The organism is Pantoea sp. X-Soil-OKNW-556, assembly GCF_059730695.1.
Window position 1 is genome coordinate 224,086 of sequence record NZ_AP035992.1, and the last position, 15,883, is coordinate 239,968.

At 48.5% G+C, this 15,883-nt stretch carries 15 protein-coding genes; 2 read left to right on the plus strand and 13 right to left on the minus strand.

The window, feature by feature from the left end; genetic code table 11:
* Window positions 1–5: 5 nt before the first annotated feature.
* The 13 genes from AC6I8T_RS24710 to sctC all read right to left on the minus strand — a co-directional run bounded on the left by AC6I8T_RS24710 (window position 6) and on the right by sctC (window position 13,990).
* A complete protein-coding gene (locus AC6I8T_RS24710; protein WP_497834674.1) occupies window positions 6–557 on the minus strand; it encodes a hypothetical protein in 552 nt (183 codons plus the stop codon).
* A 58-nt stretch (window positions 558–615) separates the two neighbouring features.
* Window positions 616–2,475: a hypothetical protein gene (locus tag AC6I8T_RS24715; protein WP_497834675.1), complete on the minus strand. Its 1,860-nt coding sequence runs from the start codon at window positions 2,473–2,475 to the stop codon at window positions 616–618.
* A gap of 37 nt (window positions 2,476–2,512) precedes the next feature.
* Entirely contained in the window at window positions 2,513–3,853 is a 1,341-nt protein-coding gene (locus AC6I8T_RS24720) for a hypothetical protein (protein ID WP_497834676.1), read from the minus strand.
* A 26-nt stretch (window positions 3,854–3,879) separates the two neighbouring features.
* Complete coding sequence (locus AC6I8T_RS24725) at window positions 3,880–4,965, minus strand: EscU/YscU/HrcU family type III secretion system export apparatus switch protein (protein WP_497834677.1); 1,086 nt, start codon at window positions 4,963–4,965, stop codon at window positions 3,880–3,882.
* On the minus strand, window positions 4,962–5,717 hold the full coding sequence (sctT, locus tag AC6I8T_RS24730) for a type III secretion system export apparatus subunit SctT (RefSeq protein WP_497834678.1): 756 nt from the start codon (window positions 5,715–5,717) through the stop codon (window positions 4,962–4,964). The genes AC6I8T_RS24725 and sctT overlap by 4 nt, the downstream gene beginning before the upstream one ends.
* Window positions 5,718–5,728: 11 nt before the next feature.
* Complete coding sequence (gene sctS, locus AC6I8T_RS24735) at window positions 5,729–5,986, minus strand: type III secretion system export apparatus subunit SctS (RefSeq protein WP_497834679.1); 258 nt, start codon at window positions 5,984–5,986, stop codon at window positions 5,729–5,731.
* A complete protein-coding gene (locus AC6I8T_RS24740) occupies window positions 5,986–6,648 on the minus strand; it encodes an EscR/YscR/HrcR family type III secretion system export apparatus protein (protein WP_497834741.1) in 663 nt (220 codons plus the stop codon). Before AC6I8T_RS24740 ends, sctS begins: the two co-directional genes overlap by 1 nt.
* Entirely contained in the window at window positions 6,649–7,674 is a 1,026-nt protein-coding gene (locus AC6I8T_RS24745) for a FliM/FliN family flagellar motor switch protein (protein ID WP_497834680.1), read from the minus strand. It lies immediately after the preceding gene.
* On the minus strand, window positions 7,658–8,638 hold the full coding sequence (locus tag AC6I8T_RS24750) for a hypothetical protein (RefSeq protein ID WP_497834681.1): 981 nt from the start codon (window positions 8,636–8,638) through the stop codon (window positions 7,658–7,660). Before AC6I8T_RS24750 ends, AC6I8T_RS24745 begins: the two co-directional genes overlap by 17 nt.
* 242 nt (window positions 8,639–8,880) lie before the next feature.
* Window positions 8,881–10,953, minus strand: coding sequence for an EscV/YscV/HrcV family type III secretion system export apparatus protein (locus tag AC6I8T_RS24755; protein WP_497834682.1), 2,073 nt, complete (start codon window positions 10,951–10,953; stop codon window positions 8,881–8,883).
* The gene (locus AC6I8T_RS24760; RefSeq protein WP_497831593.1) at window positions 10,943–11,266 is read right to left on the minus strand and encodes a hypothetical protein; all 324 of its coding nucleotides are present in this window, start codon (window positions 11,264–11,266) and stop codon (window positions 10,943–10,945) included. Before AC6I8T_RS24760 ends, AC6I8T_RS24755 begins: the two co-directional genes overlap by 11 nt.
* The gene (locus tag AC6I8T_RS24765) at window positions 11,250–12,332 is read right to left on the minus strand and encodes an HrpJ domain-containing protein (RefSeq protein WP_497834683.1); all 1,083 of its coding nucleotides are present in this window, start codon (window positions 12,330–12,332) and stop codon (window positions 11,250–11,252) included. Before AC6I8T_RS24765 ends, AC6I8T_RS24760 begins: the two co-directional genes overlap by 17 nt.
* Entirely contained in the window at window positions 12,329–13,990 is a 1,662-nt protein-coding gene (sctC, locus tag AC6I8T_RS24770) for a type III secretion system outer membrane ring subunit SctC (protein WP_497834684.1), read from the minus strand. The genes AC6I8T_RS24765 and sctC overlap by 4 nt, the downstream gene beginning before the upstream one ends.
* A 563-nt stretch (window positions 13,991–14,553) precedes the next feature.
* Between sctC and AC6I8T_RS24775 the strand changes: the two genes are divergently transcribed.
* Together AC6I8T_RS24775 and AC6I8T_RS24780 are read left to right on the plus strand one after the other, a co-directional pair.
* Window positions 14,554–15,600 (plus strand): PrgH/EprH family type III secretion apparatus protein, encoded by a 1,047-nt coding sequence (locus AC6I8T_RS24775; RefSeq protein ID WP_497834685.1) that lies wholly within the window; start codon window positions 14,554–14,556, stop codon window positions 15,598–15,600.
* Between the two features lie 10 nt (window positions 15,601–15,610).
* The gene (locus tag AC6I8T_RS24780) at window positions 15,611–15,883 is read left to right on the plus strand and encodes a hypothetical protein (RefSeq protein WP_497834686.1); all 273 of its coding nucleotides are present in this window, start codon (window positions 15,611–15,613) and stop codon (window positions 15,881–15,883) included.

Consider the following 15,883-nt stretch of genomic DNA (forward strand, 5'->3'; position numbering starts at 1 on the left):
AGCATTCAGGCAACGATACTATTAATGGATTTTTGCAGACGGGATTTACAGGAAATATCAGGATTTGCCATTTTCCCAATAAGTGAAACCAGTTTATCCTGAAATTTATTTGAGAAATCACCGAGATTATCAACCTGGTGTTTCATCCCGGTCAATACACCCAGCAGTTGATCATGAATGTCCGCAAACGGATTGATGATAACTTCATGTTTATCTTTTAGCGTGAAAGACATACCAGAACGATTAAGAATAGCGCTAACTTGTTCCATGCTCATATTAGCTGGAAGTTTCACTGTGTGTTGCTGTGCTTCCACCATACGCATGACTTCGGCATAGACACCATGCCAGTCTGACCGAAAGGAAACAAAACCAGAAAGATAATGAAGTTTGCTAATCAAATCGGCATTCTCACTATGCGCAAGCAAAAAATCTTTTTGATAGCCCGATAGCCATAATTCAAAATAAAGGTCATGCATAAATTGTTCTTCGGGTGTTCTTACTGCCTGTTTTTCATATTCGCTAAGGCGAACGCGAAAAGCCGCCTGAAATGTCGTCACAATGGAATTCCTTATGAAGTAAGATTCATGCAATACCCACCAATGAGGATAGATTGGGCTATCGAATCATTTTTGCCAGATCCGCTAACAAAGTTTCCGCAGTTTTCAGTAAGTTACTTAATGCTTCTTTAGTGTCATTAAATAATGACTTAGCGGATTCAGCTTTGGTATTCACTTTCTTAATGATGATATCGAACTGCGTTTGCGCCTGGGTTAAAGTGCTATTAAACTGTGTAACTTGTTCAGGCGTGACCAGATAATCGTCTGACCAGACATTGCTCTGGAGTCCTTTCACCGCTTCTTTCATCATATTTGTGATGTCCATACCCAAATCTACCATTGCCACGGTACCGATGACTTCCGTCACGTTAATTCCTGTTCCTTCGAGTAGATTTTGTAAATCAGTGGAGTTAACATTACCGAGAACTAACGCCATCTGTTGTTCTAATGCGGAAATATCATCCAGCATTGTCAACAATCTATCAGTGTCCGTAATGTCAAAACGATGCTTGCCATCACCCGGATTCACGCCGCCGGATTTTCTTAAAATCTCCGAGTAGAGTTTATTAAAATCATTTATTTTGGATTGCCAGGAGGTAATAAGGGCGATGAGAGATTTGTAGAAGTTGAGATTGCTTTTATCAATGGAATCAAAAGCAGGAAGCATTCCATCTAACCAACCACTTAACGTACTGTCATCCGATTCAGGCACTGCCGCCTCAGGGTAGTAACTGTTGATTGCAGCAATTTGCTGCCTGAGGTTAGTTGTGTTTAAATACTCAGTTCCATACTGGCTACTTAACTTAATACTCAAAATAGCGCGAGACATCTCTCCTGACTGTACATACTGCATTGCGTCTTTCAACCATATCGATATCGAAGTAAGTTTGGAAACTTGCAATCCACTAAGATAAATCCGACCCGAAAATTCATTCACTCCAAATCCAATACCAGCCTTAGTCAGCAAATTTTTCATCTCTTCTGATGTCATTCCTTCCGGCACATTGAGGTAAATATTGTCGCCGTAGACTTCAAATTTGCTTTTGATATATTCCAGGCAGCTTGCCATTCGCTTATAAAGGACACCTAATTTCTCTTGCTCCTCTGAATTCAACTTGCCGCTTGAATTAATGTCCTTATACAGCGCATTGATATCATCAATAATATTTTGTATCGACGACAGGGTCGCCAGTAAAAGCGACAAATCATGCCAGAGTTGCTCTTCTGGCGTCATCTTATCCTGGCCAATAGTTGTGATATCGTCTGTATAGGTAGTTGCCCCAGTACTTTTCGCTTGCGTAGTTGACTCTGAAGTTTCCGTCGGGGCCGCACGTTGTAGCGGGTTAGTTTCACTCTCTGTCGCATCCTGCTCGGCAACCTCAGCAGTCAATGGCGCACTACGTGTATGCGGTACAGTTTCCTGCGCCAATGTTGTGATAAATGGCGAAAGCATCGTCTGTTGCTTATGCATCACTTTCTTCACCGCCGCCGAAACAGATTGTGATTGGCCGGCATCGACCGCCTTTGTTTCTGCCTCGTCCAACTCGGCTTGCGCTGCCAGCAATTTTGCCAGTTGCTGCACCAGACCTTTAATTTCCTGTTGCACCTGCTGGTTGGTTGCCTCATAAGATGCCAACTTACTCAGTTGTATTGCATTACTTAACGCAAGTTTTCGTTTGGCTAATTCGTCCTGTATTTGCTGGCGCTGGTCAGCATTCTGCAACAGGGTTTTGCGGTTTTTCTGCCATTTTTCCAGAAAAGAATCGATATCTTCCGCCATCTCTTTAGAGGAAACGCGCGAGGGTTTATTGTCACGCACTTCCCGCTCTTTTACTTTCTCCTCGCGCTCTTTATTATCCTGCGGAATGTTAAAGTGTGGCTGGTAAACATTACGATAACCTGTGTAGAGTGAAGTCATGTATAATTTCCTGTTGTTTTCGTTAGTGTGATTTTCTTTACCTGAACATTTTCGCCAGCACTGACAATAAACTTCCCGCTGTTTTAATCAGTTGGCTTAAGACATTCTTGGTGCTGCTAAAGGACGCGATTTTTTTAATGACACGCTCGAAATGCGCCATCATATTATTGAGATTCGAGAGCTGTTCGGGCGTCATCATACCCTGTCGCTCTTGCGCGGTTTGTAGAGTAATAAAACATCCCAGCATGGCATCTTTCAGCATATTGGCGACATCGCTACCAATATTAATTAATGCTATGGAACCCACCAGATCACCTGAGTTAATCCCGATATCTTCGAGTAGATGCGTCAGATCGGTTTCCGTCACTCCTCCAAGCATCGCTGCCATATGATCTTTAATGGCGGCGATATCTTGCAGTACAGTGAGCATGGCACCGATACTACTGATATCAAATCGCTGCGTATCGTTCTGCGGCGTCAGACTACTGAGTGCGATTAACAGCCCAACATATTGCGTATTAAAATATGTGACCTTATTTTCCCAACGTTGAATTAATTCCATCAATGACTTATAAAAGCTCATTTTGCTGTTTTCAGCTGCGTCACAGCTCTGGCGTCGTTCGGACTTATCGGACATGTCATCATGCTCGCGTCGGACTTCCGCTCCAGGATGGAGCATCTTAATAAATGCATCCATTCTTCTTTGAATACTTCCAAGTTTTTTTAATGTGATAGAAAATAACTGTTGATATTCACGTTGTAAGCTAGCTTCAATTAGTTGCATCACCTCAACCAATTCTGTCCGAGCTTCAAACAACTTTTCCATCCCACCGCTGATGGCTTCATGGGTGGGGGTGCTATTAATGACGTCACTTACGCTGTAATACGTCTCGCCAAATTTTACGATGGGAGAAGTTTTAGCCAGTTGGCGCATCAACGCTTTTTGTTCTGCTGGAGTCAGGATCAGCGCACCACTCTCTCTGGCTTTGCTTTCTATCTGCTCCAGTTCAGTCTCCAAATCCAGTAACTGAACAATCCGTTGCGTGATGCCATGATTCTCTTTACGTACTAACTCACCTGATGAATCAAAAAATGCCAGCTGATCTTCCAGCATTTTCTTATTCAACTCAGATCGATGAGTATAAATTAACTCCAGAAAAAACTCGCACAGCGCAGGTTGCTCGCACAGTTTCCTTCGGTTTTGCTGCATCTGAAGAATTAAGTCATCAATGTCGTCTAAAACCGCCAGAAGACTTTCATCAGTGGATTTATCGACCTCGGTAATTTCCTGTTCGGTCGTTTTCTCTGGTTGATTATGGCTGTCGATTAGGGACTTATACTGCGGCTGAAAGGGATAAGATCTTGAGATATTGCTCATGCCAATTCCTTTTCCACCCCCCGATATTACGTTTTCGGCAGGTTATCCGTTTCACTCTCTGCCCCATCCAGAACGATGTACTGCTTTTCCACTTCTTCCAGCCAACGCAGTGCCGTCAGTAGTGCGTCAAACCAGCGCCAGTGCAAAAACGTATACGGTTTCACCGTTTTGAACATCTCTCTGACCAGCTTTTTATCGCGATAAATGGGTTTACCGATTTCGCTGGCGTAGTGCAGCACGGCTTGCGCCGCAGCACCACTTTGCACCAGCGAAACAAAAGGATAAGGTGATAACGTCAGGTTGAAATAGATACCTATGGCAATATGGGTGGGGTTGGCCAGTAATACTTGTGAATCACGGACATTCTTTTTGATGTCCTCATTTAATATCTCCTGATGCAGCTCACGCCGTTTATTTTTAATTTCCGGCTTTCCATTCTGCTCGCTGTTCTCCTTTTTTACCTCCTGGCGAGTCATCATTAATTCTTTAATGTAGTGAAAATATTCCAGCAGAAAATCAAGAATTGCAATTAACCCACAAGTCAATAACACCGCCAGCAATGTGGTCAGAAACGCCGTTTCACATAAGGCGATGATGGTCCTTAATGTCGTGGCATTTACCCCTGACAGCAGCGAACGCAGCACCGCATAATATCCCAGCCAACTCACCACAGCGATGGCGGCAACATATAACAGTGATTTCAGCGTATTAAAGAACGTGCGTAGGGAAAAAATACGTTTGAATCCCGCTATCGGGTCCATACGTTTGAAATCAATTTTCAGCGACTGGGTCGCGATAGCAAAACGACTTTGCAGCAGCGAGGGAACAATCGACGATACCAGCGTGACGACCAGCAGCACCAACGTTGGCTCCACCAACACCATCATCAGAGCAAGGAACCAGTCATGGGGATTAATATGATTGACCGTGGGCAACGTATTCAGCAGAAAATGCAGCGTCTCGTCCAGGCCGTTAAAAAAATAAAACAGATAAGTCATCACCACCACCAGATTGATGGTGGTGGTGACATCACGGCTTTTCAGTACCTGCCCACGTTTCGCGGCATCACGCTTTTTTTTCGGCGTCGGCAGTTCGGTTTTACTCTGATTCATCGTAGGTAAAAATAATGCCGCAACGGCATAAATTCATCAATCAACTGCTGAAAAGTGGTATGAAACACCGGATTATAAAATAGCAGCAGCACAGCAAAAGCGATCAGGCTTTTCAGTGATAATGACAACATAAAAGGGTTAAGTTGCGGCGTGTAGCGATACAGCACCGCCAGTATCATGTCAGTCAGAAACAGGGTAATCAGCACCGGCGATACCAATATGATGCCTTTAAGAATTGACAGGTCCAGTAACGTAATAAAGCTGGCGATCTTCATTAATGAGAAATCTACTGGCTGGCCGGGAGGAAACAATGCATAACTTTCCAGTAGCAGATTGCACAGATGAATAAACCCATTACCCGCCACAAAAACCACGCAACAGTAGAAATTGAACCAACTGGCCAGCGTAGATGAATCCACACCGCTATTGGGATCAAAGGTGCTACTGATGGTTGCCCCACGCTGGTTATCAATAAATTGCCCGGCCACATTGGCAACCCAGAACGGTAAGCCGATCGGAAATGCGATCAGTAAACCGAGGGTCACTTCTGTTAATGCCGTGCGCACCAGATGATGTTCAATGCCAGGCAAAGCCGGTTGAATATGTGGGATAAATGCCAAACCCAGCATCACGATCAAACAGCTTTTAATCATGCTATGCGTGAGCCAGTTACCCTGAAACAGCGGAATCACCAGGAACATCGGCAATACCCGAATATAAAACACCGCCAGCGCATAGAGTCCTTCCAGCATTTTATTACCTGTTAACTACGGCTGATTAAGGTGAATAATTCGTTGGCATAATTCATTATTACCTGTGCCATCCAACCTGACAGTTGAAACAAGCATATCGATACGGCAATCAGCTTGATGCCAAAAGATAAGGTTTGTTCCTGAATTTGCGTTACGGTCTGAATCACCGCAACCAGTAACCCCACCAACGTGGCAACAATCACCGGCCACGCGGAGAGTACAAGGATCAACCAGATGGCTTTATTACTGACATAACCGATTTCACCCATCACAACTCCAGATATTTGGTCAGCGTGCCCTGCACCACTTTCGCCCAGCCATCGACGGCAACGAATAACACCAATTTAATCGGTAACGATATGGTGACCGGACTCATCATCATCATGCCGAGCGCCAGCAGAATGTTGGATACCAAAATATCGATAACGATAAAAGGCAAGTAGATATAGAAGCCAATTTCAAACGCATCTTTAATTTCGGTCAACGCATAAGCTGGCAACAGCGCGAACACCGATGGTTCAGGCGGATCCTGGTAACCTTCTGCCATCTGAGGTGCGTCTTTATCTCGTTTCTGCCAGATGGTTGTGAAATAGCTGGTCAGCGCCGGGTCAGCAAATTTGGTCAAATAAGCACGATAGCTTTGCGTGCCCTCATTCATCAGCCCCTGCATCGAGGCGGGATCGCTGTAACTGACGGGATGTTCATCGAGCCAGGCGATAATCGGCTTCACAACCGGCACCATGACAAACAGCGTGAGAATCAATGCCAGACCATTGAGTGTCAGGTTGCTGGGTATCTGCTGAATGCCTAATGCATTGCGTACCAAGGCAAAAACAATACTGAATTTAATAAAACAGGTACCACCGGCGATCAGAAATGGCAGCGTAGCCGCCAGTGACAAGGTTAATATCAGTGCCGCTTCATTCATGATTCAGGACTGTCCTGCGGCACGAAAATAGATATGGTTAAGAATCAGACCTAGTCGCCCGTCAACTTCAACCAGTTCACCTTTTGCCAGCGTCTGGTTGCCGAGACGCAGACGGCTTGCTTTCAGACCGCCGCTGGTCAGCGGGACAAAGTCCCCGGCCTGTAATGCCATGGCCTGCGACAGCGGTAACCCGGCTTTACCGAGTGTCATCTCCAGCGTCACTTCAACATCACTTAACGCCAGTTCAACAGCATCGACTTTCTCCGCCGCTAAACCAAATTCGTCGTCATCCTCGTCATATTCATCTTCGTCCTCATCATCGACCATATCCTCATCGTCATCTTCGAACATCCAGTTTTCATCAGGGTCCATTCGTTCCATAACGATTCCTTTTTCATCAAATTTCCATTGACCAAAAAAACGTCCGGTTAGTGTCAGATATTGCTGGCGACGGGTGAGCAGCACCACATCGCCGGTTTTCAGCTCACGTAACTGGCTGAGCGGCATCACGCTCCATCCCACCCGACATTGCAACGGCAGATGCCACGCCGGATAGTTATCTCTTTGGCGTCGTGGCGGGATCGCCGGAACCTTGATACTGGGATGATTATCCAGACAGAGCGCCACTGGCCCAAAGCTGGAGGAGACGCCATAACACCAGTCGGTCAGGTTCGCCGCCGAGGCTTCCGCTTGCGTCAACAGACGAATTTGTGATGCGTGCCAGACATTACCCGACAGTTCTAATCCATGCATTTCGAGGTATTGCGCCAGCAATGCTTGACGCAACTCTTTTTTCATCAATACAGAATCGGGTGGCGTGTTGGGTGCAAACACCCGTTCTGCCATACCTCGTACCGGTACAAACAGATATAAAGGGGCATCCCGGTCCCTGCCTTGTAGTTGCAGGATATCTCCCTCACCTTGTGGCATGTCGCCGCGCGAACATCGCTGACGATACAGCAAGTGATGAGCCGTTTTGGTCATTGCCGGAATGACAGGTGACCTCGGCATTTTATTGGTCACGTTCATCCCATGTACCATCAGTTTGGTTCACACGTTCCTGGCCGCTGGCACTGCCAAGATAAAAGGGTTTGGCCTGTCTGATGCCATGTAATGTCCAACTGGGGTCATAGGTCGTCAGCGATTGTTGACCAACCAACAAAGTATTGAGTCGAACATCGCTGCTGGACGGCATAATCGCCTGCTCCGCCACCTGAAGTCTGGCTGATGTCTGATCATTTACGGCGTAACGCAGCACTACCTGCTCGGCCTGTAAATCAAGCTCGATGGTTTTTCCGACCACACTGGTGGGAACATCGTCTGTTGCCGCCACGGGTGACACATCAGAACGCTGCGCGCCCGGCAACGCGGCATCCGCTGGCTTTAACTGTTCAGCGTTGGTTGGCGGCGAGTTTGGTTGCATACCGATAACACGCAGCACCCCAAGGTCAGCATCGGCTATCTTCTCAGCGGCTTCATCACCCCCCTTGCGCAAGGTGACGATGCCCGCTGAGTTTTCCGTTACCGCTGCCACAGGAGACTGGACCGAGTTGGCAGGTGACACTGTCGACGGCTCATAGGAGCCACGGGGTTGGTTTACCCTCTGCACCGCAGACTTAATGTCTGGCGGCATGTCGGTGGTTTTAACTACCCGGACCGGTAAGGGAGTTAGCGTTGGTTTGTCACTGGCAGTATGTGGTGAGGAATCGGCTTCAGGTCGCGTGGCTGAGCCATTTAAGACCGTTAACTGCATCATCACCCTGGATAACGCCGGTTGTAACGGTTGTGACGATATCGACTGCTGGGGTTGATATTGCATAAAACCAATCCCTTCGTCCTGGGTTTTATGGCGTTTCTTGCTGCGATCGACAGCCTCTTGCTTACTCTGCACCAGGCGATCGGCCAGACATTGTGCAAGGTCACCTGTGTCTTCCGCGCAGGCTACCGCACCCGCGTTATTAATCATCGGGTTTGCGACGTTCGGGTTTGTCACTTTTTCCTCCTTTTCACCCTGCGTAATCCGGACTGCCATCGACAGCGATGGTGTAACGCTTTAGATGGTTACATCGCGTGATAAATCGCGCCGCTACAGGACATGCCGTTTTTCATTTAAGAGAGATCTGACCGAAACAGATCGCACTTTCCTTAGAGCAACCACAAATATCGGCAGAGCGAAAACCCGCACTTATTTTGCAGCGGCGCGATGTATCACGACCTTATTAACCGGATGACAACCTATACCGTGGCAACAATTTGCAGTTGGCTGTGATCTGAAATTTCTTGCCATGACAGCACATCAAGATCGGTGAATTTATTTTCCAACAGTTTCTTCACAAAACGGCGAATATCCATGCTACACATAATGACCAGCTCATCTGCGGCAAAGGCTGTTTCGGCAATAGCATTGGAAAACAGCGCAAAAATCTCATCCATTTGCCCAGGCTCCATATTGATCGAACTGCCGGAGCCGCTGGTCTTGATATTGCTGCGAATTTCCTCTTCTACGCCCTGGGTCATCATCACGCAGCGAATAAAGCCACGACTCTGATATTTGTTTGAGATATAACGTGCCAGACGGCCCCGAACTAATTCGGTCAACGCCAAATTGTCTTTCTCTTTACCCGCATGTTGAGCGATCGTCTCAAGAATTATCTTATTATTCCTGAGGGAGATTCCTTCACTGATTAAACGTTGAAAAATTTCTGAAACTCTCTGAACAGTGGCATTTCGATACACTTCTTTCATTAGCTCAGGTGATTTGCTGTCAATTTTATCCAGCATTTCTTTGGTGTCCTGAATACCAAAATATTCATTAACCAGACGGCTCAGCGCGCGGGACATCAGCCGGTATATTTCCTCACGAGCACTGCGACTTTGAATATTGAGGGGGGCTAACTGGCTGGCATAGTTTTCGTCGCACCAATATTGTGGCGGCGTGCGTTCCAGACGCCTCAGGGGGATATGCAATGATTCCAGCATGGCTAATTGATCAACCGCCAGGATGCGACGCTGACCTGGCAATACCTCAATCTGGTCAACATCAATTTCATGAATCAGTAATTTCACAACTCCTTCAGGAATTCCCTCTTTCGCCAGAAGCTCAGTTCGTGGTAAGGGAATGCCAAACTCCAGAAAAAACGATTGTTGAAACCACGTCATATCATCAGGTTGATTGAGCCACTGGTGGGTTTGTGGCGCCATCACCAACATCACCGGAATGGTTTCAGGAAACAGTTGCCCATCGGCTTGTTCCTCGCCTTTCGCCGCGGCTTCCTCAGCCGCCCGGATCTCCTCAGCAGTACGCATCAGACCGACCCGCTGGAGCGAAGTCACTAATTGCGCCTTGAATTTACCATCCCGTTTTATCACTACCACTATCCCCAGCATCGCAGCCAGTGAGCCGAAGACCATCAGTGGAAAACCTGGTAGCAATCCAACAATCAGCACCATCACCGCAGCGCCGCCCAATACAAAAGGGTTGCTGAAAAGTTGTAGAACAATGCTGGCGCCGAGGTTCTTGTTATCATCATTGACGCGCGTGACCACAAATCCAGCGCCAATCGAGATCAGCAGTGCCGGTATCTGCGCCACCAGTCCGTCACCAATAGTCAGCATGGTATAGATGTCCAGCGCTTCGGAGAAACTCATGCCGTAGGAGTGCTGCGCAATTAAAATGCCGCCAATAAAGTTGACCAGGATGATGAGCAGACCGGCAATAGCATCGCCTTTTACAAAGCGCATCGCGCCATCCATCGAACCGAATAACTGGCTCTCCTGCTCGAGGCGTTTTCTTTTTATCGTAGCCTGTTCAGCCGTCAGGCTGTTGGCCTTCAGATCACCATCGATACTCATCTGTTTACCGGGCATGCCGTCCAACGAGAAACGCGCACAGACTTCCGCCACACGCTCCGAACCTTTAGTAATCACGATGAATTGCACGATGGTGACAATGAAGAAAATCACCACCCCCACCGCGAGGCTGCCGCCAATCACGAACTGACCAAAGGTGGACACCACCTCACCGGCATATCCGTCTAATAAAATGAGTCGGCTGGTGCTGATAGAGAGCGCAAGCCGGAATAACGTGCTGATCAGCAATACCGCCGGAAAGGTGGAGAACTGGATCAGATCATTGACATAGAGTGAGCTGAGGAAAATCAACAGCGCCAGGGCGATATTCAGACCAATCAGGAAATCAATCAGCCGAGGTGGCAACGGGATGATCAACATGGCAATCACCGTGCCAATCAGAATGACGATGGCCAGTTCCGGTTTAATCAACGCAGACAGACCCAGTTTACTCAGCATGCAGCCACTCCTTTAGCTGTGCGGTAACCGCGTGGAGGTCGCGCAAAATCTGGTTGGTCAGTTCCTCATAAGCGCGATGTAGATAACATTTCTCGCGAAGCAGTAGCAGCAGATAACCAGGATACTCACGCTCAACCAGGCTAATCAGCGCCGCTGAAAACGGCACCTCAGCTAACAGCAGCAATATCTCACAACCATGTTGCCGACGATGGAGATAGACGGTGATGCCCCCTATATCAAGCTCGATGCCCGCACCAGGCTCCAATTCATGCCACGATCCTAACAATCCGTTTTCTTCAACATCCCACATCATGTTGCCCTGTCCCTTGTCCCTGCCAACGCTCGCTAAGTTCCTGAACGATTTTTGCATCCAGCCGTGCCCGATCACTCTGCTCTTTAAAGAACAAGTCGGGCAATTCCACCAACGCGGCACGCAACTCACGTAAAAAGCGCGTTTGGCGGGAATGATCATTTAACATTTCGTGACACTGTAACGTTCGCCATTGCGGTAAAAATGTCACAGGCTGTGCAAGGATAGTGCGGAGAAAATGGACTACCGGGTCAGCCAGAGTGGATGCTGCCTGTTCTCTATCCGACTGTCCGACCGGGGATAACCCACAGACACGTTGCAGCAAGGTAGAAAAACGTGACATGGCGAAGATTTTGTTCTGTAGTGTACTCAGGCGTGCGGGTTGCGTGCTGGGTCGCAAGGCATTCATATCGTGACGTAAAGCCCGCGATATATAGTGAAACAGGGAGCCTAGACTGCCGAGTTCGGCCTCATCCGTCATGGCCCAAAAGAAACCATCTTCGTCATCTTCTGACCAACTCAGCCATACCCGATACCAGCGCCGCAGTTGTTGCGGGGTAAAACGCGTCATTCTGGCGTACTGCTGTGTGAGGGCATGGGTATTCGCCCCGGCCCACATCGCCTGGCGCTCCTCTTCGCTGGCCTCAGCCTCCAGCAGATCCAAGGTTTCCTGCAATAACAGCCGATCCAACAACCAGTTGCTGGCGTTAGCCAGTAAGGCTTTTAGAATCAGCAAAATATCAGTGGCATCGCTATAACGCTGGCGCAACATCAGGAGCAGCTCGCTGGCACGGGTGACCGGCTGAATGTCAGGCACCAGCGAAGAGGCGTTACCCTCAACATCCAGTTCCACTTTGCTGTTAATATTCTCAGCGCTGACGTTTTTCGCTATGGCTGGCAGACCGAACATCGGCCGCATCAGGCCTAAATCATCAGACATGCCAATCTGTTCCATCAAATTTGGAAACGCTGATATCTCAGTGATTTTGTCAGGCACATCCTTCCGGCTTCCCGCACGCTCGCTACTGACTTCGACAAAGCCATACTGGCTGCTAATCGAGCTACTCATGGCAGGCTCCGATTAGTTTCCTGACGAGTGCGCTGTAGCCACTCTTCCAGACGGGTAACCGAGCTGTCCGGTTCGCTCAGGACGCGCGGTTCAATCAGAAACAATCGCACCACATTGGTGCTGCGTGGCTCCTGATAGCGAAACAAGGCGCCCACCAGCGGGATACGACTCAGTAACGGTATACTGTTACGATCATCAACGCGCTCGCTGCGGGTATAACCGCCAATCAATAGACTGTCGCCGGAGGGGACGCGTGCCACAGTTTCGATACGTGTCTGACTGACTTGCTGATTATTCACATCAGCGGCGGCATCACTGCTGCCGTCCTCCACCGTCAGTTGCATTTCCACCTTCGGCAGTTGCCCAATCGCGGTGATAATGCGCGGAGTGACAGATATCAGCGTGCCATAGGTGATGGTTTTCAGATCGACAAAACGCTCGGCTTCCAGCTTGATGTAAAAGGAGTGGCTGTTGTCAAAATAGGCGGTGACATTATCCTGAGTCAGCACCATCGGACGCGAGATAATCCGTGCCTGTGACTTCTCGGTCAGCGCGTGGATGCGCGCCAAAATCGCGCTGGTTGGTACCAGGGTTTTCGCTGCACCAATGGGGTTGATTTCGCCTGTCAGGCTGCCATCGGTGAAGCTGCCCGACCACTTAATTCCCAGCCGCTCGACCTCGCTTTCTTTGACATCGATGATTTGCAGGCCAAGCTGCACCTGCTGGCGGGGATTATCCAGTTGCCGTATCAGGTAACGCGCATCGCGGATTTGGGCAGGATCACCACGCAGAATGACGCTGTTGCTATCGTTGTCGCCAAGTATCCATAACTGCTGACCGGATGACTGCGGGACAGTTAACGCGACCGTTTCTCCTTCAACCGCCGGCGTCGCCTCTTCCAGGACCGGTGGCGGCAGAGATGGCGGTTGCCCGGCCTCACGGCTGGCGGTAAGCGTCAAACGATCTGCCCCTGTCCATAACGCCCGTAGCGTATCAATTAAACCGGGTTCCGTGACTTTTTCACCGCGCAGCGTCAGGGTACGGGCAAAGATAGGACGATAACGTACCCGCACCACGGCAACCGTCGCGGTGACACCGCCCCGATCTTCTTGCGCCAATTGCTGTTGTTTATCCAGCAGTGCTGCGGTTTGCGTCACCAACTGGACATATTTGGGTGGCCCGGCAAGGTAAAATGAATGGGCGTCGGGACGCGCTTTTAATGGATAGGTTTCATCATATAACCCGGCATCGCGCAGCGAGCGCACCAACCCCTCGACACTCATGTGCTCCAGGCGCACCAGCGCACTGGTCAGTTCATCCTGGCGATAAACGTAAATCGCCAGACCATCGAAATACCAAATCAACCCCATATCATGGCAGAAGACTTTTAACGCAAGCATCGAATCGGTCAGGTCAAACTGACCCGACACCTCCATTTTTTTGCTGGCGGTACTGAGGATGACGGGCCTTTCCAGTAGTGCTGACAGCGCCTGAAAGTAGACCGTCACCGGTTGTTTCTGCAACGTCAGCAACGCCGGTTCCTTTGCCGGTGCAGAAAAAGCCATAAATAACAGCATCAGGCTGACCGGCAGGAGGTAAAATTCCGCCCATGCCCGGTTGAGTGCCGTATTCCATTGGTGTCGTCCTGTGTTACTCACCCGGCACCCTCTTCCATGATCAAGTTTCCTGACATTTGTTGTGCCAGCCAGCGCAATAACGCCTGACATTTGTCACCCTTTTGTTCTGGTTCGATGACGTCTAACACTATGCGGCAACTGCTTTCGTCCGGGAGCATATTAATGCTAATAGTTACGTGTTCACGTAATATCAATATGGCCACCGATAACAAGCTATAGTGATATGAAAATAATTCATCCACAGTCAATCTGGCATATAAGATCATCCAATCCTTCCCAGCCAATTAATTTATTTTCGACACAAGAATATAGCTTAATATTACCGATAAGCGTCCAATAAAACCATGCAGCCAGATTTGATAATCTTCTGAAAAGGATGATTTAAATCTGATAAATACTTCACCTTACATATGAAAAATAGAAATTAAGCACTTACATAACAACAAGTAAGCACCGAAAGCTGCTAAAAAATGCATTCGATTTACCTTTTTTTGGCTTTCATAATTGGCATATATCCATAAAATACCAGAAATCAATTTCATTCTTCCACGGCGTGGAGACGTATTGTTAACCTTGGGTTTATCATGTTTTCACTAAAAATTCTAAATGGTCCACTGAGTGGTTTTGATATGATGTTGAACAGTGGATTGTGGCACCTTTATCTATACAACCAAAATAATGAGCCCGAACAAATCCGGGTAGCCAATAATGTGAAAGTCGCCGGTGACAATGTTATTTTCATTCCGGTGTATGGCGACGAAAATGCACGACACATGCAACTGGAACTCGGAGAAAGCGTACAGGACTGCCGCTATGGCTGGCAGGACGAGCCAACGTCTTTTCAACTACTCACACCTCAACAAAAAACAGACTTCGGTGGCCTCAGTTTTGCGCTGAAGCCACAACAGGAGAACTGGTCACTTAACAGTGACTCGGGCACTGAGACACCAGCCGATGTGGGTGACAAACCGGTAAAACACCCCACCCGCACTGGGACTGTCTCTCCATTGAAGCTTGTTATGCTGGTTTGCATGCTGATGATCTGCGTGTTATCCGCTGTTTTTTATTATGTTGTGCCTTCAACCTCGCAGGAGAAATCGCCTCAGGCCAGCAGCAGTTTTCAGCTCACGCCCAAGGTGCGCAAGGTAATCCAGCGGCGGCTTTCAGAGGCCGGTATTCTGTGGCTCACCCTCAGCCAAAACGAGCAAAACAAAGTGGTGTTGCGCTTGCTGACCGATGGGCAAAAGGATGCGGTACAACGCGCAACACAAGTACTCCAGCAATCCTGGCCCCAGATGGGTACGGTGATTATCCATCCGCATTCAGTGCAGGAGATGCAGCGCGAATTACAGCTGCTCTTTGCCCAAACCGGCATTCAGTATTACCAGGAAACCACCGCCGAAGGGATTTATGTTGCTGTACGCCAGACGCTGGCCCCTGAGGCGCTCGATTTTCTGAACAAACGCCTGAACGCGTTCTACCTACGCTGGGGAAAGCAGCGCGTGCATGTCTCTATTCAGTTACCTGACACCAGCGATACGCCACGCGCGGTGCTTCAGCGTGGTCAGGATGACCTTATCTGGGACCGGAAAAATCACATCTTCCGTCCTGTTTTAAAGCAACCACTATAAGGAAAGTGAAATGAGCTCAATCTTCACTGATACACCGACAGAGACAAAACCGCTCAACGGTGACTTTTTACACCTATATGGTGTATTCGAAGAAAAACTTAAGGCAGCCCATGATGCGCTGGGTAAAGCAACTGCGGCCTGGGAAGAAACCCCTACCGATCCGAAGCTTACGCTGAAAATGCAGGCTGCCCAGGGTGACCTGGGCAACATTACCCGCGGGGTGGGTAGCCTGATCAGTGCGCTGGTCGCCCTGCAAAGCGAAGCGACTCAGAAGATTAAATAA